This window comes from Roseovarius sp. THAF9, from assembly GCF_009363715.1.
Lineage (GTDB): Bacteria > Pseudomonadota > Alphaproteobacteria > Rhodobacterales > Rhodobacteraceae > Roseovarius.
Window position 1 is genome coordinate 3,707,038 of sequence record NZ_CP045404.1, and the last position, 21,354, is coordinate 3,728,391.

Consider the following 21,354-nt stretch of genomic DNA (forward strand, 5'->3'; position numbering starts at 1 on the left):
CAGGCCGTTGCAATAGAGTTGCCCCAAGACCCACGACACAGTTACAGATGCGCGTGCCGGATTCCAAGCCGCGCCGCCCATCGCCATTCGGGAGATACCGATGCCCTACCGCGCCCCTGTCGAGGATTTCCAATTCCTGTTCGATCACGTGGTCGGTCTTGACCGCGTCACCGCCACCGACCGCTTTGCCGAGGCGACGCCGGACGTGACCGCCGCGATCCTCTCCGAGGCCGGCAAGCTGTGCGAAGAGGTGCTGGCCCCCCTGCAACGCCCCGGCGACCTGCATCCCGCGAAACTGGAAAACGGTGTCGTGCGCACCAGCCCCGGCTTTGCCGAGGGCTACAAGGCGATTGCCGAGGGCGGCTGGGTCGCCATCGCCGCCGATCCAGACCATGGCGGCATGGGCCTGCCCATGACCGTAACCACCGCCGTGAACGACATGATGTCCGCCGCCTGCCTGTCCCTGCAACTCAGCCCGCTGATGACCCAAGGCCAGATCGAGGCGCTGGAGCACCATGCCAGCGACGCGCTCAAGCAGACCTACCTGCCCAAGCTGGTCAGCGGCGAGTGGACCGGCACCATGAATCTGACCGAGGCGCAGGCCGGCAGCGACGTTGGCGCGCTTTCCACAAAGGCCGTGCCCAACGACGACGGCACCTACGCCATCACCGGCCAGAAGATCTATATCAGCTGGGGCGACAATGATTTCACCCCCAATGTCTGCCACCTTGTGCTGGCCCGCCTGCCCGACGCCAAGCCCGGCACCAAGGGAATCAGCCTTTTCCTCGTACCCAAGTATATCCCGGACGAGAACGGCGAACCGGGACAGGCAAACGATCTCAAGGTCGTCAGCCTCGAACACAAGATGGGCCTGCACGGCAGCCCCACCGCGGTGATGCAGTATGACGGCGCCACCGGCTGGTTGGTGGGCGAGGAACATGACGGGATGCGCGCCATGTTCACAATGATGAACAACGCCCGGCTGGGTGTGGGCACCCAAGGCGTCGGCGTGGCCGACGGCGCCTATCAGCACGCGCTGGCCTATGCGCAGGACCGCAAGCAGGGCCGCAGCACGATCCAGAACGGCACCGGCACCATCATCGACCACGCCAATGTCCGGCGGATGCTGGCCACGATGAAGGCCGAGACCTTCGCCGCCCGCGCCATCGCGCTCACCTGTGCCGCCGCCATCGACATGGAAACCGCCACCGCCGCGCCCGACTGGGCCGCGCGGGCCGCCTTCCTGACACCCATCGCAAAGGCGTTTGGCACCTATACCGGCATCGCGGTCGCCAACATGGGCATCCAGCTGCATGGCGGCATGGGCTTCATCGAGGAAACCGGCGCCGCGCAATACCTGCGCGACGTCCGCGTGACGGCCATCTACGAAGGCACCAACGGCATCCAGGCGATGGACCTGGTGGGACGCAAGCTGATGGACGGGGGCGAGGCCGCCTATGCCATCCTCGACGAGATCGAAAGCACCGCCGAAGCCGCCCGCGCCAAGCACCCCGATCTGGCAGAACCTGTCTGGCAAGCCACCGAATCCCTGCGCGAGGCGACCGAGTGGATGGTCGCCCAGAACGACATGAACAACCGCTTCGCCGGGGCCGTGCCGTTCCTGCGGGCCTTCGCGCGCGTCCTCGGCGGCCACGCGCACCTGCTGGCCGCGATGCACGACACCGACGGTAGCCGCAAACGGCTGGCGCGGTTCTACATCACCCGCATCCTGCCCGAGGCGCAGGCGCATATCGCTCACGCCACCGCCGGGGCCGACGACCTCTACGCGCTTGCACCAGAAGACTTCGCAGCCTGATGGCCGACGGAAGCAAGATCACCACCCCTTGGGACGAAGCCCCTGACCACGGTAAAGCTGTCGAGGTCGCGCCCGGCATCCTCTGGATCCGCCTGCCCCTGCCGATGGCACTTGATCACGTCAACATCTACGCGCTGGACGAGGGCGACAGCTGGACCATTGTCGATACCGGCGTGCGCACCAAACGCTCCATCGCGCTTTGGGAGGACGCGCTGACCGGGCCGCTGCAAGGCAAACCGGTCTCCCGCGTGATCCTCACCCACCACCACCCCGATCATATCGGCATGGCGGGCTGGCTGATGGACCGCTTCGGTGCGGACCTCCTGATGACCCGCACCGCCTACTTGATGGCCCGGATGCTGATCCTCGACGTCGAGGAGCGCCCCACGCCCCAGGCGCTCGAATTCTGGCGTCGCGCGGGCATGGACCCCGAGATCTTCGAGGCCCGCAAGAACGACCGCCCCTTCAACTTCGCGGACAGCTGCGCGCCCCTCCCGGTTGGCTATACCCGCCTGCAACAGGGCGGCATGCTCACCGCCGGGGGGCGCGATTGGGACATCCATGTGGGCCACGGCCACGCGCCCGAACATCTTACGCTCTGGTCCCGCGACGACGCGCTGGTGATCGCGGGCGACCAGATCATCTCGTCGATCAGCCCCAATATCGGCGTCTACCCGACCGAGCCCGACGCCGACCCTTTGGGCGAATGGCTGGAAAGCTGCGACCGCCTCTCTGCGCTTGCCAGACCCGATCAACTGGTTCTGTCGGGTCACAAGCTGCCTTTCACCGGCCTGCCCACCCGCATGCGGCAATTGGCCGACAACCATCACGGCGCTCTGAACCGGCTGGAAAAACACCTTGCCACCCCCCGCACCGCAGCCGAATGCTTCCCCCCGCTCTTCAAGCGCAAGATCGACAGCGGCACCTACGGCCTTGCACTGGTCGAGGCGGTTGCACACCTCAACCATCTATATCAGGCTGGCCGCATCACGCGTCAGCTGAACGCGGAAGGCGCGTGGCTCTGGAAAGTTTAAGGGGTACGCCAATATGGACGAAGTAATCGAAACGACGGCAGAATATGCAGAGAGCGCCGTACTCGCCCGATGCCACGAGGTGCATGTCGATCCGAACACACCCTGTACCGAGATTCCCGACAACCTGGTCAATGAGAACGCCGGAATCGCCAAGAGCCCCGCACAATGGGCCTACGAACGGCTGATTCTCTACATCCAGAACTTCGAGAAGACGCTGGACAACGAGCATGAGGTCGCCATGGGCTTTGCCGGCGGCGGCCCCGGGACACTGCGCATCGAGGGCATGGGCTATTTCGATCCCGACATCGTCACCTTCTACGGCTCCGACCCGTCGGGCGCCAAGACCCAGCTTATCCAGCATGTCAGCCAGCTTGGCGTGATGCTGCGCGCCCTGCCCAAACCGCCCGAAACGTCCCAACCGACGCGCATCGGCTTCCGCTTGGCGCAGGACCTGGAAACGTCTGCCTGACTGCGACGATCCGGGCCGTGACAGCCGCTTTGAAATCCGTTATAGGTCGCGAACAGTGACAACCGCACACGAGGATCGGGATCATGGCCAACGAACACAAGCACGGCGAAATGGACATCAAGGTCCAGGAAAAGACCTTCGAGGGCTTCATCAAGTGGTCGGCCTACGTCGCGGCCGGCTCCATCATCTTTCTTATCCTGCTGGCGATGATCAACATCTAAGTCACGCATAGGCGCAGCGCCGGTAATGCGACGCCCCCTTGGGAAATTGAGGGGGCGTTTTGTGTTGTGACTCCTGCTCCGCAAAAGCGCGCCGCGTCACCCCACCAGGTACAACATCAGGTAAAGCGCGGCACCGCCCGATAGAATCGCCGCGATGATGTTGCGGGTCCATCCCCCCACGACGACAGTGACCGCCGCCGCCACCAGCCGCGCCGGGTCCGGCTCTCCGTTCGTGGCCGCGGGCCACAGGACCAACGGCGCCACCAGCCCGGGCAGGATCGCAACCGCGGTATAGCGCAGATGCCTGATCAGCCACGGCGGCAGCGGCCTGTCCCCGACGATGCCGATGAAAAAGAACCGCAGCAGGTAACTGCCCAGCCCAAGAAGGACGATCACGGTCCAGACGGTTGCGGTGTCCATCACGCGCCCCCTTCGGGCTGCGTCCGCCGCTCGATCTCGGCGCCCGTCATCATCGCGGCAATTCCCGCCACGAAGAGGCCAAGGTTATAGGGCAAAAAGGCGAAGATCAGCGCCCCCACGACCGAGACCAGCGCCGCCGCCAGGTGCGCGCGCGTGCGCAACATCGGCATGATGATCGCGATAAAGGTGATCGGCACCGCAAAATCCAGCGCCATCCACTCCGGGATCGAACTGCCCAGCACCGCGCCAATGACCGTGAACAGATACCAGAACGGACAGACCGGCACGACCGTCCCCCAGAAATAGACCAGCTTCTGGCGCAACGCCCAGTCCCGGTTCTCCTCGAATCGCATCTGCGCCAACGCATAGCTCTGGTCGACGATGAAATAGGCGGCCAGCGCCCGGTGCCACAGCGGCGCGGCCCCCAGATAGGGCGTCAGCGCAGCGGAATACATCGCCATCCGCAGGTTCACCGCCAGCGCCGAGGCCAGCACCAGGATCACCGGCGCGTTGTCCACCATCAGCGCCAGCGCCGTGAACTGCGCCGCCCCCGCAATCACCGCAAAGGAAAAGGTCAGCGCCTCCAGTACGTTCAGCCCGGCCTCGGTCGCGACAACGCCAAAGAGCGTGGCAAAGGGTGACACGACCAAAATAAAGGGGGCCGCATCGCGTACCCCTTTGAAGAAAATCGACTTGTCGGTTTCCGTTGTCATCCGAACATCTTACGTTACCACTTACCCAAGGGATGCCTATCCTGCAATTAGAGGGATCGCAATTGGCGAAGACCGACAATCTGAACGCGTATATCATCGCGCCCGACCCCAAGGCGCCCCGCCTGACACGGTCTGTGGAAGGCGTGGACCATGACGGCAACCCGACCAACATCGCTGTGGTCGAGGAACGACCCCTGACGATTTTCCTCAACGGTCAGGAAATCGTCACCGCCATGACCATCGGCGACTATCCCGACTACCTCGCCCTCGGCTTCCTGAGAAACCAGGGGATGCTCAAGGATCACGAGACGATCAAGGGCGTCGACTATGACGAGGATCTCGAAACCGTGGTCGTGCGCACCGATGGCGAAACGACCTACGAAGAAAAGCTCAAGAAAAAGACCCGCACCTCGGGCTGTGCCGTGGGCACCGTCTTCGGCGACATGATGGAGGGGCTGGAGGATACGACCCTGCCAGACCTGCGGGTGAAGACATCGGACCTCTACGCGCTGTCGGCGACGATCAACCGCACGCCGTCCCTGTACCTCGAGGCCGGCGCGATCCACGGCACCGTCCTCTGCCAGGGCGATCGCCCGCTTGTTTACATGGAGGATGTCGGCCGCCACAACGCCGTCGACAAGATCGCCGGCTGGATGCTCTCCGAAGGCGTGTCACCCGATGACAAGCTGCTCTACACCACCGGGCGCCTGACCTCGGAAATGGTCATCAAGACCGCCCTCATGGGTATCCCCGCCCTCGCCTCACGCTCCGGCTTCACCGCCTGGGGGGTCGAGATCGCCCGCGAGGTCGGCCTTACCCTCATCGGCCGGATGCGCGGGCGGCGGTTCGTCTGCCTTGCGGGCGAAGAGCGGCTAGTACGCGACGCCGATCCCTCCTCGATTCCGGACGAAGACAAGAAACACCGCCGTAAAGGTCACGAGACTTGAAACAGTCCATTGAACTGAAATACCGGGTTTCGCCCGAGTTGATCCTGGCCGCCGCCTATTCCACCTCGCTCAATCCGAAGGCAAAGCGTAAGGGCGATTCTGGAAAGGCCAAACGCCTTGGTTTGGTTGCACTGTGGACCGCGCTGTTCCTTGTTTTTCTTTACATCTTCAACCTTCAGTTAATCGACGCAACAAGCGGAGCGATCCTCGGCGTTTTTGTCGGCCTGGCCGCCGCCGTAGTCATAGCCTTGATCTACAACGCGCGGTTGAACGCAAGGCTCAGAAGGTTCGCCGCATCGCACGAAGACCTTCGCGGAGAATCCGTGGCAACCTTCGATAAGGACGGCGTCACATATCGTAACAGGCACGAGCGGTTCGAGGCGCGATGGGCAGCGGTGGATCATATCGTTGAACTGCATGAAGGCACCGGGTTGCGGATGGGTATCGGAACCATGCCCGTGCCCGACAGCGCGCTGCCGAAAGACATGTCGCCGGACGCGTTTCGGCACAAGTTGTTCCTTTGGAAAGCATCGCAATGACCAAACCCTTGGGCGTGATCCTCGCGGGCGGCCTCGCCACGCGCATGGGCGGCGGAGACAAGGGCCTTTTGCCCTTGGGCGACGGCACGATACTGGATCAGGTCATTTCGCGCCTCGGGCCGCAGGCTGCAGGCATGACCCTGAACGCGAACGGCGATCCCGACCGCTTCGCGCATCTCGGCCTGCCTGTTTTGCCCGACCCCCTGCCCGATTTCCCCGGGCCGCTGGTGGGCGTGCTGGCCGGTCTCGACTGGGCCGCGACGCAAGGCGCGGACACAATCGTTACCGTCGCCGCAGACACACCGTTTTTTCCCGAAAATCTCGTATCTCACCTGACCGAAACCGCGGCGGACATGGCCCACCCCCTCGTCCTCGCCGCCACCCCGCGCAGCGCGGACGAGAAAACCAAGTCCATGTCCCGCTCCGGCCTGATCCGCCATCCCACCTTCGGCCTCTGGCCCACAGCTCTGCGCGACGACCTGCGCGCGGCCCTGCAGGACGGGCTGCGGAAGGTCGTCCTCTGGACCGAAAAGCATGGCGGCCGCGAGGCGCTGTTTGACATCCCCGGCGATCCGTTCTTCAACGTGAACACGCCCGAGGACCTGGCGCACGCGCAAGAGCTCATGAAAGACCACAGATGAAAATATACGGTGTCGTAGGGTGGAAGAACGCCGGCAAGACCGGCCTGATGGAACGCCTCGTGACCGAGATCACTGGCCGCGGTTTCTCCGTCTCCACCGTAAAGCACGCCCATCACCGCTTTGACGTCGATCATCCCGGCAAGGACAGCCACCGCCACCGCGTCGCCGGCGCGACCGAGGTGCTGCTGGCCTCCCGCGCGCGTTTCGCCCTGATGCACGAGTTGCGCGACGAGGATGAACCCTCACTCGACACGCTTTTGTCCAAGCTCTCGCCGGTCGATCTCGTGCTGGTCGAAGGCTACAAGCGCGACGCCCATCCCAAGGTCGAGGCGCACCGCTCGGTCACCGGCAACCCGCTGATTGCACCGGACGATCCGACGATCCACGCCGTGGCCAGCGACACGCCGCTCGGCCTCGATCGCCCCGTCTTCGACCTCGACCACACAAAGGCCATCGCAGATTTCATTCTAAAAGAGGTGGACCTGTGAGTGCGTTTGACACTTTCGCCGTTGTTGATTGGTCGGCCAGATCCGGTCCTTCGCGCAAGCGCCCCTCGCAAGATGCAATCTGGCTGGGGATTTCGCGCCAAGGGCAGCTTGCCGAGCCACTCTATTTTTGGACCCGAGCCAAGGCCGAGGAACATCTTGCTTGTATGGTAAAGGAAGAAGCTGCCGCTGGTCGGCGAATGCTACTCACATTTGATTTCCCGTTCGGCTACCCGCTTGGATTTGCGAAGGCTCTGACCGGCGAAGATGATCCGTTTGCCGTGTGGGATTGGATCGCAGAACGCATTGAGGACAAACAGGACACTGAAAGGTCAAACAACCGCTTCGAAGTCGCAGAAGAAATGAACCGCAAGTTCTCAGGGCTCGGCCCTTTCTGGGGTAAATCCCACGAGGATCGTTGGCCTGACCTGCCCTATCGGAAGGCTGGAATTTCCTACGATACAATCCCGGAGAAGCGTGAATGCGATAAAGTCGCGCGCACCGCCTCCAGTTGCTTTCAGTTGTTCTACAACCCAACTGTCGGCTCTCAGGTGCTGATGGGCCTTCCAATGTTGAATCGCCTGCGCACCCTGCCCGGCGTGGCAGTCTGGCCTTTTGAAGAACATGATGCCGCCAATGTCGTGCTTGCTGAAATCTGGCCCGGACTGATCGAGGACGCCATTCGAGAAGACACCGGCGGCGTCATCCGCGACGCTTTGCAAGTCACACGGCTTGCACTGGCGCTTTCCCGGCTCGACCCGGCCCGTCTTGAGCACCTGTTGAAAGACCTTCCGTATCAGGCGCGCGAAGAGGCATGGATCCTCGGCGCAGGCGCGACGAAAGATTTGACAGAACTAGCACGCGGGGAAATATCGGTTGTCATACCGGCAAGGCCCAACCAACGTGTCGCAGGCAACAATGAGCCTCTCGCGCCCCCACCCCTGCGCGACGACTGCTTCGCGCTGCCTGCCGGCGTGGACTGGACCCCGGTGGACGATGCCCTCGCCATGCTGCAGGACAGGCTTCACCCGGTCGTTGCGACCCAAACCCTGCCGCTCGACCGCGCACTTGGCCGCACCCTTGCCGCCGATGTCACCGCTAAACGGGCCAATCCCCCCCATGCCAACACCGCCGTCGACGGCTACGGCTTTGCTCATGCCAGCCTGACGGAAGGCGACCAGACCCTGCCGCTGACGCCCGGCCGCGCCGCCGCGGGCAAGGCCTTCGAGGGGGCCGTGCCTCACGGCCATGCCATCCGCATCCTCACCGGCGCCGCCCTGCCACAGGGCGTCGACACCGTGATCCTGCAAGAGGACGTCACCGCCAGCGACACCGCCATCGCCTTTCACCCCGGCATCAAACCCGGCGCCAACACCCGCAAGGCGGGCGAAGACGTCTCGGCCGGCGATACGATCCTGTCGAAGGGCCGCAAGCTCACCCCCACCGACCTCGCGCTCCTGTCCGCCACCGGCAACACAGACCTCACCGTCCACGCCCCCCTGCGCGTCGCGGTCCTGTCCACCGGTGACGAACTGGTCGAACCGGGCGCATCCGCGGCACCCGGCCAGATTTTCGACGCCAACCGCCCAATGCTTCTCGGCCTGACCGAACGCTTCGGCTTCACGCCCATAGACCTCGGCCGCGTCCCCGACAACCGCGAGACCCTCCGCGCCACGCTCGACAGGGGCGCGGCAAAGGCCGACGTCATCCTGACGTCCGGCGGTGCCTCCTCGGGCGACGAAGACCATGTCTCGGCCCTGCTGAACGAGACCGGCGCCATGTCCCAATGGCGCATCGCAGTCAAACCGGGCCGTCCGCTCGCGCTCGGGCTCTGGAAGGGCACACCCGTCTTCGGCCTCCCAGGAAATCCGGTCGCCGCACTTGTCTGCACGCTCGTCTTCGCCCGCCCCGCTATGGGACTTCTGTCGGGTCAGGGCTGGCACCGCCCGCAGAGCTTCACTCTGCCCGCGGCCTTCTCGAAATCCAAGAAGCCCGGCCGCCGTGAATACCTCCGCGCCAGGGTTACCGACGGACAGGCCGAGGTCTTCAAATCCGAAGGCTCCGGGCGCATCAGCGGCCTCAGCTGGGCCGAAGGGTTGGTCGAACTTCCCGACCACGCGGTCACGATCTCGCCCGGCGACCCGGTCTCCTACATCCCCTTCGCCAGCTTTCTCTGAACACCCGCTTTCACTGTTCCCCAAATACTCCCGCCGGAGGCACCGGCCACACGCTCTACGCGCGGTATCAAGGCGTCGCGGCAGACACTGACCCGAGGCGGCGGCCAAAAGGCCGACGCCGAGACAAACCTGCGCGGCGCAGCCGCACCGATTACCTGCCGTCATAGCCCTTTTTCTGCGCCTGGTAGAGCCGCGCATAAAGCCCGTTCTCGGCCAGCAACTCCTCGTGTCGCCCCTGCTCCACCAACTCCCCCGATTCCAGCACGAAGATCCGGTCCGCATCCGCAATCGAGCTCAGCCGGTGCGCCACCACGATCGTCGTCTTTCCCTTGGTCAGCCGCGCCAGCGCCGACTTGATGCGTTCTTCTGTCGCCTGGTCCAGCGCCGAGGTCGCCTCGTCCAGCAGCAATATCGGCGCATCCCGCAGGAAGGCACGCGCAATGGCGATGCGCTGCTTCTGGCCGCCGGACAACTGCGCGCCCTTGGGTCCCACCGGCGTCTCGCCTCGCGCGCGGATCAGCTCGGCGATCTCGGCATCTTCCGCGGCCTGCCAGACCTCCGCCTCGCTCGCCTGGGGGTTCACGTAACGGATATTGTCCCAGATCGACGCGTTGAAGATCACGATATCCTGCGCCACCACGGAAAACGCCCCGCGTAGGGCCGCCACCTGCAACTCCCGGATGGGCGTGCCGCCAAAGGTGATGTCCCCGCCCTTCACATCGTAAAGCCGCGACAACAGCGACAGGATCGTGGTCTTGCCCGACCCCGTGGAGCCGACGATGGCCGAAACCTTGCCCCCTGCGAACTCCATGTTCAGCCCGGCGAAAAGCGGATGATCGGCCGAGTAGGAAAAGTCCACATCCTTCAGAACGATATCGCCGCCAGTGTCGAACTCGGTCTTGGCGCCATCCGCGTCCCTGATGCTGGACTGCTGGTCATAGAGGTTCCGAACCCGGTCCAGCAGCACAAGGTTCGACTGTAACCCGCCAAAGAACTGCGCCAGCAGGCGTGCCGGGTCGAACACCATCACCATCCCCAGAAGGAAGGTGATGATTCCCGCACCGTCCACATCGTAGTCCGGCGACAGGACCATATACCCTCCGCCGCCGATCACCAGCACGTAAACGAAGGCCGAGCTCAGGTCGATCGACGGCAATATCAAGGCCTGCGTCACCTGCACTCGGTTCATCAGCCGCCGGATCGCGTCGGTCCCGGCCATCAGCCGATCCTTCTCGACCTCCTCCTGCCGGGCGATCTTCACGGTGCGCATTCCGTTCACCGTCTCCTCGATCCCGTTCATGTAGCCGCCAAGCGCCTCCTCGGCCTCGCCCTGCGCCTGTTTCACCCGGTCGGAGACGAAATTCATCACCACGATGATGAACGGCAGCACCACGATGGCCGAAACGAACAGGATCGGATTCTTCCAGATGAGATATCCCGACACCACGACGACAGTTACCGCATCGCGCAGAGCCCCGGCGACGCCCAAGCCCACGAAGACCCCGATCTGCTGCGTTTGAGTTACCAGTTTCTGGATGATTTCACCCGATTTCGTGCGCTCGAAATAGGCCAGGTCCAGCGACATCAGGTGCCCGATCAGGTCCCGCCGCATCTCATAGATCGCCTGGTTCGAGACTTTCACCGTGATCATCGGCGCCACGAAAGACACCAAACCGCGCACCGTAAAAAGCACGAAAACCACAATGCAGACCTCTATCAGGTCGCGCATCGCGCCGGATTCGAAGATCACCCGCAAGCCATCCTCGGTCATCGCCAGGAACTGCTGGTAGACCAGCCCTTGCACAAGGATCAGGACCAGCACCAGCAACAGCTTGCCCGAGTGCTTCCGCAGATACTTCTGCCAGAACCACCGCATGTTCCGCTTGTCCGCCGCGCTGTAAAGCGGCTGACGTTTCCTTGCTGAGGTATCGCTCATTTGGGCTGCAATCCGATCGCTTCTCGATTGAGGCCTATAGAGGGTTCAATCCCAAAGGTCAGCCCCCCGCGTGGACGCCCCCTTTTCCTCTGGCCAAAAAAATCCTGGGGGAGGCCCGGGCCTTCCCGGGACGGGGGCAAAGCCCCCAAAACCTTCAGCGCAACCCGTCCTCTCCGGTCACCTCGTCCACCGTCAACCCGCCCATCCGGTCATGGATACGCCCGCCGCGGCTCATGGCCAGCACGAACAACAGCTCATCGGCCCGTGGCCCGTCGGGCAGGCCCACTTCCATGCCGTCGAAATGACTGCGCACATAGGCGGCATTGATATGGCCCAGCGGCACGTCGATCCGGGCACCCGGCCCGCCCTGCTTCATCGACGAAGGCACGATCGCCTTGGCCTCGCCCAGCCGCGCGCGCATCGCGTAACCGCCGGGCACGTGCCAGAGCGCCGTATGCTCCAGCTCCCCGGCCTCACCCGCCATGGCGGCCTTGCCATAGCCGTCGATGCCCCCGATACCGCCCATCGCCTCGATCAGCCGGTCTGTCATCATCAGACCCAGCGGCTTCAGATCCTCCATCGCCGACTGCAGATCCTCGGCGTAGCTGCCCGCAAACGGGTTTTTGACCAAAGCCGACATCGCGGCGCGGCGGCGGGGCAGCTTCGCCGCCGGCCCGCCGTCATGGTGGATCTCCTCGACGAACAGCGCAGTCTTGCGCAGGGTGAATTCAGGCATGTTCAGAGTCCTTTTCTTCGATCATGACAGTCTCGCCAACGGTCACGACAGCGCCCCGCAGGCTCAGGCAGGCGGCCTGAATGATACTGCGTGCGACCAGTCTCGCGGCATAGGAGCGCCCAGCCTCCAACGCCGCCGCGATCTCGCAAGCGGTCAGCGTGCCGACCTCTTGCGTCACCGCGCGCGCGCCAAGATCACTGTCGGGGGACACCTCACAGGCCGGAACGCGGACAATCTCCGGATGCCCCGGCAGGTCCACGGCATTGGCGATCATCGTCGCGGCGGCATCCGCCGTTGCCGCACTTTGCGCCAGCACCGTCACCGCATCCGCGATGCCCAGAGAATGGCTGCGCCCGCCTGCGCCCGAGGTTGCCACGCCACGCACCGGATCGCCTGCCCGCAACATGACAGTACCCGGAACCGGGCTTGCGATAGCCGCCGTCATTTTCTCACACGGCGCGATGTGAAACGCCACGTCCCCGCCGTTGTTGACAAATGCCTTGGACACGTCCGGCCCGTCCAGAATGGCGGCCAGGATCGTCTCCGCTCCTGCACCCGCCACCGCCGCCATCGGCGTGACAAACTCGGGCGCAAAGGGTCGGACTGCCTCGACCATGCGCCGTGCCGTCTCTCCTTCGACGGCCCCGCCACCGGGTCTGCGCAAGCGCGGCAACTCCGCCACCAATTCATCCATCAACGTTCCGAACCGCGCCACCGCTCTATTAAACGCCGCATCGCGTCCCGCGCCCTCGATGCCCACGATCATGTCGATTGGCCCGTGATGCATGTGCAGCCTTTGCCCGTCCGGCAACCAGCTCGCCTGCGCGACCGACATCACTCGCCCTCCACGAAACGCACTGCGCTGCCGTAGTCGCCGCCATGTTCCAGGATATCGCTCACCGTCCGCACAGAAGCGTCATGCCCGCCCAGCGCTCGGTAATCCTCGCGGCTGAGCGTGAACTCCAGCGGCGCCACCAGGGCCGGGGTCGGCACATGCCCAAACGACCCCTCTGGCATCGCCAACACGTCCACCATCAGGGTGATTCCACCCCCGGGCCAAACAAACGCCGGCGCCCCTCCACAGGTCACCCGCGTCTTCAGCGCCTGCACCGACCGGGTCAGCTGCACCGGGTTCTGCGTCACGCCCGACCGCAGCGACCCGCCCGCGCCCGCCTGGAACATCACCGTGCACAGCGCCGGCTCGCAATTTTCGGCGATCAGGTCCGCGGATGGCCGCAAGGCCTCCGGCAACGCCGCCTCTCGCGGCTGCAGATCGTCATCCAACACATAGTACCCGTGATGCTCGCCCGTGGTGCTGACCATCAACAGGGTCAGCCCCGGTCTCGCGCCCTTCTTCTCCAACCACGGGTTCAAAATCGCCAACGGATCGTCCAGGTCCGTCCCGCCCCAGCCCTGCCCCGGCTCGGCCACCTTGAAATACCGCCCCGGCGTCGACCGGCGTCCCTTGATCCGTATCCCCGTATCGGGCCAGCCCAGCACTTTCCCAGCCTGATGTTCGCTGACGACGCCGGTGATATGGTCGTCCACCACCACCACCTCGTCCACCAGCCCGCGCCACTGGCTTGCGAACATCCCGATCGTGGCCGAGCCGCAGCCCACGCGCATCCGTTCCTCGCGCTGGCCGTTGACCACGGGCGCCTGCCCCGCCTGTACCACCACGGTCGCGCCGTCGTCGATCTCCAACTCCACCGCCTCACGGTTGCACAGCCGCAGCAACGCATCGCAGGTCGCACGCCCCTCGGGTTTGCCGCCCCCGGTCAGATGATCCACCCCGCCCAAAGACAACATCTGCGAGCCATATTCGGACGTGGTCACATGCCCCACCGCCTCGCCATTGCTGCGCACGGTCGCGGTCTCGTGCCCGAGGTGCCGGTCGGTGTCGATCTTCACTTTCACACCGCAATAGGAATAGATCGCCTCGGTCACCACGGTGACGAAATCCGCGCCCTTGACGTCGCGGCTCACGATGAACGGCGCTGGCTTGTAATCGGGATAGGTCGTGCCCGCCCCCACGCCGCTGACGAACACCTCCTCGCCGCCCAATATCTCGCCATCCCATTCGGGTCCAAGGAATGGCTTCACCGCATCGCCCTTCGCCACCCTACGGTCAAGTATGGTCAGAGGATCGCACCGCACGATCCGGCCATCCTCGTTGGCATAGCGATCACACGCCCCGATCTTGCCCGGCGCGATATAGCACATCACCGGACACGCATCGCAGCGGATCTTCTCCTCGCGCCCGCGCTCAGCCATTTCCGGCCTCGCGGATCGCCGCCAGCACCCGGTGCGGCAACGCCGGCAGGCGCGTCACCAGCGCCCCGGTGGCATCCCGGATCGCGTTCAATATCGCGGGGGCGGTCGGGATCAGCACATGCTCCCCCAGCCCTTTCGCCCCCATCGGCCCTTCCGGGTCCGGCACCTCCAGAAAGATCGTCTCGATTTCCGGCATATCGCCCGTCGTGGGGATCAGGTAATCATGCAGGTTCTCTGTCCGCCCGGGAATGAATTCCTCCATCAACGCCAGTCCCAACCCCTGCGCGATACCGCCCTCGACCTGCCCTTCGGCCAGTTGCGGGTTGATCACCCGGCCCAGATCATGCGCCGCGGTAATCTTGAGCACCTTCACCGTGCCAAGGCCCATGTCCACCGACAGTTCCACCAGTTGCGCGCCATAGCCATAGACGGCATAAGGAACACCCTGCCCGTCCTCGTCCAAGGGTTGCGTCGGCGGATCATAGCTTTCCTCGGCGCACAGGACATACCCATGCGCTTGCTCGGAAAGCGCTGCCAGATCAATCGCTTGCTCCCGCGCGCCATCGCTCACGCGCAAAATCGAGCCCTCAAGATGCAGAACCGCGTCCGGCCCCATGTTCGTCTGCTTCAGGATCAGCGCCCGCAGCGCCTGCCCGGCCCTCAATGCCGCGCTTCCGGTCACATAGGTCTGGCGCGACCCGGACGTTTTCCCGCAATCCGGCGTCAGCGCGGTATCCGCCCCGATGATCTGCATCTGCGCCAGCGGCAACCCCAACGCATCCGCCGCGATCTGCGGGATCACCGTGTTCGATCCCTGCCCGATATCAACCGCCCCCTGGTGCAAGCACAGATGCCCATCTGACGTCAGCCCGATCCGAATGGTCGACGGATTGGCAATCGCCGTATTCCCGCAGCCATACCAGCAGGACGCGATGCCAACCCCATGCCGGACACTCCCGCCCCCCGCATTGGCCCGCTCGGCCCGTTCCAGCGCATCGGTCCAAGGTCCTTCCAGCACCTCCAGGCAAGCCGCGATCCCCACACCATGAAGCGTCTGACCAAACACCGTCTCCTGCCCGTCGCGCAGCGCGTTCAGCTTGCGAAAGGCCAGCCGGTCGATGCCCAACTTGCCCGCCAGATCATCGAACAGCGTCTCCTGCATGATCGCCGCCTGCGGCACACCGAACCCCCTGAACGCGCCGGAGATCGGCTCGTAGGTGTAATTCGCCCGCGCCTCGGCGTGGTAGTTCGGGATGAAGTACGGCCCCGACGCGTGGACAGGCACGCGCCCTGCCACGGTCGGCCCCCAGCTTGCATACGCTCCCGTATTGAAATCTCCATCGAACTCCATCGCCACGATCCGCCCGTCGGCGTCGGCGCCAAGGGTGCAACGCATGTCGGACGGGTGCCGCTTGGTGGTCGCAGCCATGCTCTCGGCCCGGCTATAGACCATCCGCGCTGGTTGACCGGTTTTCAACGCCACCAGCCCGACCAACGGCTGCAAAGACACATCCAGCTTAGATCCGAACCCCCCGCCCGTGGCCGCCGGAATGTTCCGCACGGCCTCCGGCGGCAGGCCCAGCACGGCCGCGGTATCGTCGCGATCCATGACGGGCGCCTGCGTGCAGGCCCGGATCACCAGCGTCTCACCCTCCATCCATGCGACACCGGCCTCGGGTTCGATATAGGCGTGCTCGACATATCCCGTCTGCATCGCGCCACTGACGGTAAAGGCGGCGTCCTGCATCGCTTGTCGCGCCGCGCCGCGCCGGACCTTGCCGGCGATCAACAGGTTTTGGGGATGCGCGTCATGCACGGGCCGGTCCGCCGGGTCCTCGCGCCACGTGATCGGAAAGTCCGACAGGTCCAGCGCCTCGACCACCGCAGGTTCACCGGCAACCAGCGCCACCGCTTCGCCCGCCAGACGTGCGCGGTCCTCCGCCAGCGCCGGCTGGTCGCGAAAGGCGGGAATCACGCCAAAGCGGTTGGTCCCGGCGATATCCTGCGCGGTGAACACCTGCACGCCCCGCGCTGCGGCCCAGTCCGCGATCTCTCCGAACTGAAAGGATACGGGTGCGTATGGCGCACGTACCGCCCGCACCAGCAAAGCACGATCCGGCACGTGATCCGCGCCATAGGCCTCGGTCCCATCCACCTTCGCGGCACCGTCCAATCTTGCGACGGCCGCGCCTACGGCCTCTCCGGCGTCGGGCATCCTCGCCACGTCGCCGGGGGCGGCATCCAGCACCGCGTCGATGATCTTGGTGTACCCGGTGCACCGGCACAGCACGCCCCCCAAGGCCTCCTCGACCTCGGAGCGCGTTGGCTCCGGCGTGTCGCGCAGTAACGCCTCCGCCGTCATCACCATGCCGGGCGTGCAGATCCCGCATTGCGCCGCCCCATGCCGCAGAAAGGCCTGCTGCAAAGGCGTGTGCGCCTGCCCCTCGATCGTCTCAACTTTGCGCCCTGCCGCCTGGCCCAGCGGCGTCATGCAGGCACAGACCGGCGCGCCGTCCAGCAACACGGTGCAGGCCCCGCAATCGCCCGCGTCACAACCCACCTTCGTGCCGCGCAGGCGAAGGCCGTCGCGCAGGACCTCCGACAAGCGTCGTGCCGGATCGGCGGGCAGCACGTGGCGCTGCCCGTTGACCGTCAGAGTGCAGGTGTCCAACGGACGGTTCACGACCCACCCTCTGCACCGACCGCATCCGTCACCGCCCGGCGCAAAAGCTCCGTCGCCGCGTGCCCGCGATAGCCGGCCGTCGCCCGGATGTCGTCCAGCGGCGACAAGACTGCGCAAACCACATCCTCGGAAATCGCATCCGCCAGCGTATGGTCTGCCGCAAGTCCTGTCAGCGCAGCCTCCACCTGTGGCAATCGCGTGGCCACGGCACTACACGCACCCACGGCCACCGCGGCGTCGCCGACGCGCCCGTCTTCCACCACCAGACGCACAGCGACCATGGCGATGGAAATCACCAGATAGCGCCGCGCGCCGAGTTTGAGAAACCGCGACCGTCCCTCCAGCGCCGATCGCGGCACGTGAACACTTGTCACGATCTCGCCGGGGTTAAGCGCCGTGCGGCGTGGCCCGACAATGAAATCCTCCAGCGGCAATCTCCGCACCCCATGCGCCGAGGCCAGTTCCACCTCTGCATCGAGCGCCAGCAGGCACGGCACCCCGTCCGCCGCGGGCGAGGCGTTGCACAGATTGCCCGCGATCGTTCCCGCGTTCTGTATCTGAATCGAGCCGACCTCCCGCGCCGCCTGTTTCAGCATGTCGCAAGCCGGTGGCAGCTCCGCTTTCAAGATATCTGTCCATGTCGTCGCCGCCCCGATGCGCAACCCGGCATCGGTCAAGGCGACCCCGCGCAAACCGGCCAGCCCGGTGATATCCACCACCGGACCCTGCAAGGCCCGCGCGTCCGTCGCCGGAAAGAGGTCGGTACAGCCTGCCGCCACGCGCCCGCCTGTCTCCGCCAGCAGCGCCAGCGCGTCGTCCAGGGTTTCGGGCCGTGTGTATCCGGTCACGCCGCTCTCCATGTCGGGGTGCGCTTATCGTGCGACGCCATGTTTCACCCTGTCAACTCAAAGCGTTTTGCCTTTGACTTGAGGCATCAGCAAAAGGCGAAACGCGCGCAACGATTGAATGTTGCGCCGCGTTTCACACTCCCACGTAGCGGTCCACGATCGAGTGATCCTGCCGCAGCGCCTCCGCGCTCAGCACCTCGCCGTTGCGTCCGTTCTCGATAAACGCCACCCTGTCTGCCACCGACAGAACCGCATCCACCCGCTGCTCGACCAGCAATATCGCCACGCCCTGCGCGCGCATCTTGACGATCACTTGCCGGATCGCCTCGATCATCGAGGGTTGTAGCCCCTCGGTCGGCTCATCGAGCAGCAGCGCTTTGGGCTGGATACACAACGCCCGCGCCGTGGCCAGCATCTGCTGCTCTCCGCCCGAAAGGGTCTGCGCCGGCTGGTCCATCCGCTCGCGCAGACGCGGGAACAGATCCAGCACCTCTTCCAGAACGTCCTTGCCCGCGCCGCGCACCTGCAACCCAATCTCGAGGTTCTGCGCCACGCTGAGGCCCGCAAACAGCCGCCGCCCCTGCGGGATATAGCCAATCCCCGCGCGCGGCACCTCGTGCGCGGGCAGGCTGCCAACATCCTGCCCGTCCAGCGTGATCCGCCCCGACATCAGCGGCAGCAGACCCATGATCGTCTGCATCGTGGTGGTCTTGCCCGCCCCGTTTCGGCCCAGCAGGCACAGGATCTCTCCCGCCTCGACCCGCAGCGACAGGTCGCGCAGCACTTGCGCCGCGCCATAGCCCGAGTTGACCCCCTGCAATTCCAGCATCATCCGGTCCCCAGATAGGCCGCCTGCACGTCGGCATTCTCGTGGATCTGCTGCGGCGTCCCCTCGGCCAGCATCTCTCCGAAGTTCAGCACGCTCACCATGTCTGCGGTCTCCATCACCACCTTCATGTTGTGCTCGATCAGCAGGATCGTCGTCTCGCCCGCCAAATCCCGGATCAACGCCTTGAACGCGTCGATCTCGCCTTCCGACAGACCCTGCGTCGGCTCGTCCAAGATCAGCAGCCGCGGCGCCTGCACCAACCCCATCGCGATCTCCAGCAGGCGTTGATGCCCATAGCTGAGGTTCCCCGCCTCCTCGTCCGCCTGCCCCTCCAGGCCGACACGGCCTAGCGCCTCCGCCGCAGCGTCACCCACCGCGCGGCCCTGCAACCGCCGCCTAGCGGCCAGCGCCACGTTCTCCTGCACCGGCAGACGCGGAAAGATCGAGGTGATCTGGAATGTATAGGCCATCCCCTTCAGGATGCGCTTGTGTGCCGGCAACCGCGTGATGTCTTCACCGTCGAACGTCACCGTCCCAGAGGTCGGCGGAATACGCCCGCAGATCATCCCCACCAGCGTCGTCTTGCCCGCCCCGTTGGGGCCTATCAAGGCCCGCACCTCGCCTTGCGGCAAATCGAAATCCACGCCGGTCACCGCCTGCAACCCGTCGAACGACTTGGACAGCCCCCGCACCTTCAGCAGCATCACGGCAACCCTTTCCACAGCCGTCGCCGCACTTCCCCGGTCAGGCCCTGCGGCGCGAACAACGTCAGCGCCACCAGCGCCACGCCCGCGATCAGCATATAGGCCGAGGTCACGCCGGAGCTGAGGTCGATCAGGTAGAACATAAAGAGCGTGCCCACGAACGGCCCCAGCACCGTGCCCGCCCCGCCCAACAGAACCCACAACAGCGGAAAGATCGAATACTGCACCGAGCCGAATGTCGCCCCGGCATAACCGAACAGCAGTCCATAGAACGCCCCCGCCGCGGCCGAGATCGTGCCCGACACGACCATCGCCCCCAGCTTGTGCGCATAGGTGTCATACCCCAGCATCCGCACCCGCTCCTCGTTCTCGCGGATGGCAATCAGCGTCCGCCCGAACCGGCTCCGCACCAGCCACAGCGACATGAGGAAGCAGACCGAGAACAGCCCCCACGCCGCGAAATACCGCGCTGTCGGGTCGCTCAGGTCGATCCCCCACAGCACCCTCTGCGCCTGCTGAATGACGAACCCCTCGTCGCCCCGCGTGTACTCCCCGAAATACAGGATCGTCAGGTAGCCCGCCTGCGCGAACATCAGCGTCACGATCATGAACGCCACGCCCGCCGTGCGCAGCGCCAACAGCGCCAGCCCCCCGGCCACCAGCGCGCCCGCCACGATTCCCACGACCAACGCAGGCGCAGGCGTGAATCCGGCATGCTGGATGGTCAGCCCCATCCCGTACATGCCAGCCGCAAAGAACAGCGCATGCCCGAGGCTCAAAAGCCCCGTATAGCCAAAGAGGATGTTATATCCGACAGCGTAAGACGCCAGCACCATGATCCGCGCGATATTCCCGTGATGGTACGCCGGCAGCACGAATTGCAACGCGAACAGGATTACCAGCAGCCCCAGATGCAGGCCCAGAACGCGCCCTCCCATGCTCATGCCGTCCGCGTCCCGAACAGGCCCTGGGGTCTGAACACCAGCACCAACCCCACCAGCAGCGTCGCCAAAATCTTCGCCAGCGTCGGCGAGAAGAAGACCGAGATGATCCCGTCGCTCAACCCGATGAACAGCGCCGCCAACACCGTGCCCGGCAGGCTCCCCAGCCCCCCGATGATCACCACGATGAAGGCCAGCAGCAGCGGCTCGACCCCCATCAGGTAATGCGCCTGCTGGATCGGCACGATCAGCACCGCCCCCAGCGCCGCCAGCCCCGCGCCGATCCCGAACACCAGCGCATAGACCCGCTCCACCGGGATACCGAACGCCAGAGCCATGTCCCGATCCGCCTGCGTCGCCCGCATCAGCAGGCCAATCTTTGTCCGCGCCATCATCGCCCAGACGCCGCAAAGCACCGCGCCCGCGGCAAAGATCACGAACAGCTTGTAGGACGTGATGCTCCACCCCCAGGGCTGCGCCATGCCGAACAGCGTCTCGAACCAGTCGAACCATGGCAGCTCAACTCTTGTATTAAACGGCGCCTCCACGGGCCGCGCCTCGGGGCCATAGGTCATCAACGTCAATTGCTGGATGATATAGAGCAAGCCAATCGTCGCCACGATCGTCCGCTCGGGATCATACTCAATACGCTTGAGTATGGTCACATCCGCCGCCGCGGCAAGCGCCCCCACCACCAGAGGCGCGATCACAAGTGCTGCAACAAACCCCAGCGCCGGATGCCCGCCCACCATCTGCGCCACGTACCAGGCGATGACCGCGCCCAGCATGTAGAACTCGCCATGCGCGATGTTCACCACCCGCATCACGCCGAAGACAAGGCTCAGCCCCACGGCGGTCAGCGCCAGCACTGCCGCCGTCACCGCGCCTTCCAGCGTGGCGAGGATAAGATGAGGTCCGAACTCCATCAGGTCAGGTCACAC

The 21,354-nt window shown here is 64.9% G+C and carries 21 protein-coding genes; 9 read left to right on the forward strand and 12 right to left on the reverse strand.

Annotation, left to right across the window (positions count from 1 at the left end):
* Nucleotides 1-100 precede the first annotated feature (100 nt).
* From FIU86_RS18190 to FIU86_RS18205, 4 genes are all read left to right on the forward strand, one after another.
* A complete protein-coding gene (locus FIU86_RS18190; protein ID WP_152476372.1) occupies nt 101-1,816 on the forward strand; it encodes an acyl-CoA dehydrogenase in 1,716 nt (571 codons plus the stop codon).
* Nucleotides 1,816-2,850 (forward strand): MBL fold metallo-hydrolase, encoded by a 1,035-nt coding sequence (locus tag FIU86_RS18195; protein ID WP_152476373.1) that lies wholly within the window; start codon nt 1,816-1,818, stop codon nt 2,848-2,850. The genes FIU86_RS18190 and FIU86_RS18195 overlap by 1 nt, the downstream gene beginning before the upstream one ends.
* Before the next feature lie 13 nt (nt 2,851-2,863).
* Nucleotides 2,864-3,319, forward strand: coding sequence for a hypothetical protein (locus FIU86_RS18200; RefSeq protein WP_152476374.1), 456 nt, complete (start codon nt 2,864-2,866; stop codon nt 3,317-3,319).
* 83 nt (nt 3,320-3,402) lie between these two features.
* Nucleotides 3,403-3,540, forward strand: a complete 138-nt coding sequence (locus FIU86_RS18205; protein WP_152476375.1) for an aa3-type cytochrome c oxidase subunit IV — start codon at nt 3,403-3,405, stop codon at nt 3,538-3,540.
* A 96-nt stretch (nt 3,541-3,636) separates the two neighbouring features.
* Here FIU86_RS18205 and FIU86_RS18210 read toward each other — a convergent pair whose 3' ends face one another.
* Together FIU86_RS18210 and FIU86_RS18215 are read right to left on the reverse strand one after the other, a co-directional pair.
* Nucleotides 3,637-3,960 carry an AzlD domain-containing protein gene (locus FIU86_RS18210; RefSeq protein WP_172977551.1) on the reverse strand — a complete coding sequence of 108 codons (324 nt, stop codon included), beginning with the start codon at nt 3,958-3,960 and terminating at the stop codon, nt 3,637-3,639.
* Complete coding sequence (locus FIU86_RS18215) at nt 3,960-4,673, reverse strand: AzlC family ABC transporter permease (RefSeq protein WP_152476377.1); 714 nt, start codon at nt 4,671-4,673, stop codon at nt 3,960-3,962. The genes FIU86_RS18210 and FIU86_RS18215 overlap by 1 nt, the downstream gene beginning before the upstream one ends.
* Before the next feature lie 62 nt (nt 4,674-4,735).
* On the opposite strand from FIU86_RS18215, the gene fdhD reads away from it, so the two are divergent.
* Genes fdhD through glp form a run of 5 tightly spaced genes read left to right on the forward strand, consistent with a single transcriptional unit; the run spans nt 4,736 to nt 9,462 of the window.
* Nucleotides 4,736-5,620, forward strand: a complete 885-nt coding sequence (gene fdhD, locus FIU86_RS18220) for a formate dehydrogenase accessory sulfurtransferase FdhD (RefSeq protein WP_254703882.1) — start codon at nt 4,736-4,738, stop codon at nt 5,618-5,620.
* A gap of 38 nt (nt 5,621-5,658) precedes the next feature.
* Entirely contained in the window at nt 5,659-6,159 is a 501-nt protein-coding gene (locus tag FIU86_RS18225; RefSeq protein ID WP_152476379.1) for a hypothetical protein, read from the forward strand.
* The gene (mobA, locus tag FIU86_RS18230) at nt 6,156-6,800 is read left to right on the forward strand and encodes a molybdenum cofactor guanylyltransferase MobA (RefSeq protein ID WP_152476380.1); all 645 of its coding nucleotides are present in this window, start codon (nt 6,156-6,158) and stop codon (nt 6,798-6,800) included. The genes FIU86_RS18225 and mobA overlap by 4 nt, the downstream gene beginning before the upstream one ends.
* Complete coding sequence (gene mobB, locus FIU86_RS18235; RefSeq protein WP_152476381.1) at nt 6,797-7,288, forward strand: molybdopterin-guanine dinucleotide biosynthesis protein B; 492 nt, start codon at nt 6,797-6,799, stop codon at nt 7,286-7,288. Before mobA ends, mobB begins: the two co-directional genes overlap by 4 nt.
* A complete protein-coding gene (glp, locus tag FIU86_RS18240; RefSeq protein ID WP_152476382.1) occupies nt 7,285-9,462 on the forward strand; it encodes a gephyrin-like molybdotransferase Glp in 2,178 nt (725 codons plus the stop codon). The genes mobB and glp overlap by 4 nt, the downstream gene beginning before the upstream one ends.
* 151 nt (nt 9,463-9,613) lie before the next feature.
* On the opposite strand, the gene FIU86_RS18245 is transcribed toward glp, so the two are convergent.
* The 10 genes from FIU86_RS18245 to FIU86_RS18290 form a co-directional block, all read right to left on the reverse strand.
* Complete coding sequence (locus FIU86_RS18245) at nt 9,614-11,398, reverse strand: ABC transporter ATP-binding protein (protein WP_152476383.1); 1,785 nt, start codon at nt 11,396-11,398, stop codon at nt 9,614-9,616.
* 154 nt (nt 11,399-11,552) lie between these two features.
* Nucleotides 11,553-12,134, reverse strand: coding sequence for an amino acid synthesis family protein (locus FIU86_RS18250; RefSeq protein WP_152476384.1), 582 nt, complete (start codon nt 12,132-12,134; stop codon nt 11,553-11,555).
* The gene (locus FIU86_RS18255) at nt 12,127-12,969 is read right to left on the reverse strand and encodes a UPF0280 family protein (protein WP_216647187.1); all 843 of its coding nucleotides are present in this window, start codon (nt 12,967-12,969) and stop codon (nt 12,127-12,129) included. The genes FIU86_RS18250 and FIU86_RS18255 overlap by 8 nt, the downstream gene beginning before the upstream one ends.
* Entirely contained in the window at nt 12,969-14,408 is a 1,440-nt protein-coding gene (locus FIU86_RS18260) for a 6-hydroxynicotinate reductase (protein WP_152476386.1), read from the reverse strand. Before FIU86_RS18260 ends, FIU86_RS18255 begins: the two co-directional genes overlap by 1 nt.
* Nucleotides 14,401-17,091 (reverse strand): molybdopterin-dependent oxidoreductase, encoded by a 2,691-nt coding sequence (locus tag FIU86_RS18265; RefSeq protein ID WP_216647188.1) that lies wholly within the window; start codon nt 17,089-17,091, stop codon nt 14,401-14,403. Before FIU86_RS18265 ends, FIU86_RS18260 begins: the two co-directional genes overlap by 8 nt.
* The gene (locus FIU86_RS18270) at nt 17,088-17,939 is read right to left on the reverse strand and encodes a xanthine dehydrogenase family protein subunit M (RefSeq protein ID WP_152476387.1); all 852 of its coding nucleotides are present in this window, start codon (nt 17,937-17,939) and stop codon (nt 17,088-17,090) included. The genes FIU86_RS18265 and FIU86_RS18270 overlap by 4 nt, the downstream gene beginning before the upstream one ends.
* A 133-nt stretch (nt 17,940-18,072) precedes the next feature.
* A complete protein-coding gene (locus FIU86_RS18275; protein ID WP_152476388.1) occupies nt 18,073-18,768 on the reverse strand; it encodes an ABC transporter ATP-binding protein in 696 nt (231 codons plus the stop codon).
* Nucleotides 18,768-19,475 (reverse strand): ABC transporter ATP-binding protein, encoded by a 708-nt coding sequence (locus FIU86_RS18280; RefSeq protein ID WP_216647190.1) that lies wholly within the window; start codon nt 19,473-19,475, stop codon nt 18,768-18,770. Before FIU86_RS18280 ends, FIU86_RS18275 begins: the two co-directional genes overlap by 1 nt.
* Entirely contained in the window at nt 19,472-20,416 is a 945-nt protein-coding gene (locus FIU86_RS18285; protein WP_152476390.1) for a branched-chain amino acid ABC transporter permease, read from the reverse strand. Before FIU86_RS18285 ends, FIU86_RS18280 begins: the two co-directional genes overlap by 4 nt.
* Complete coding sequence (locus FIU86_RS18290) at nt 20,413-21,339, reverse strand: branched-chain amino acid ABC transporter permease (protein ID WP_152476391.1); 927 nt, start codon at nt 21,337-21,339, stop codon at nt 20,413-20,415. The genes FIU86_RS18285 and FIU86_RS18290 overlap by 4 nt, the downstream gene beginning before the upstream one ends.
* Nucleotides 21,340-21,354 lie beyond the last annotated feature (15 nt).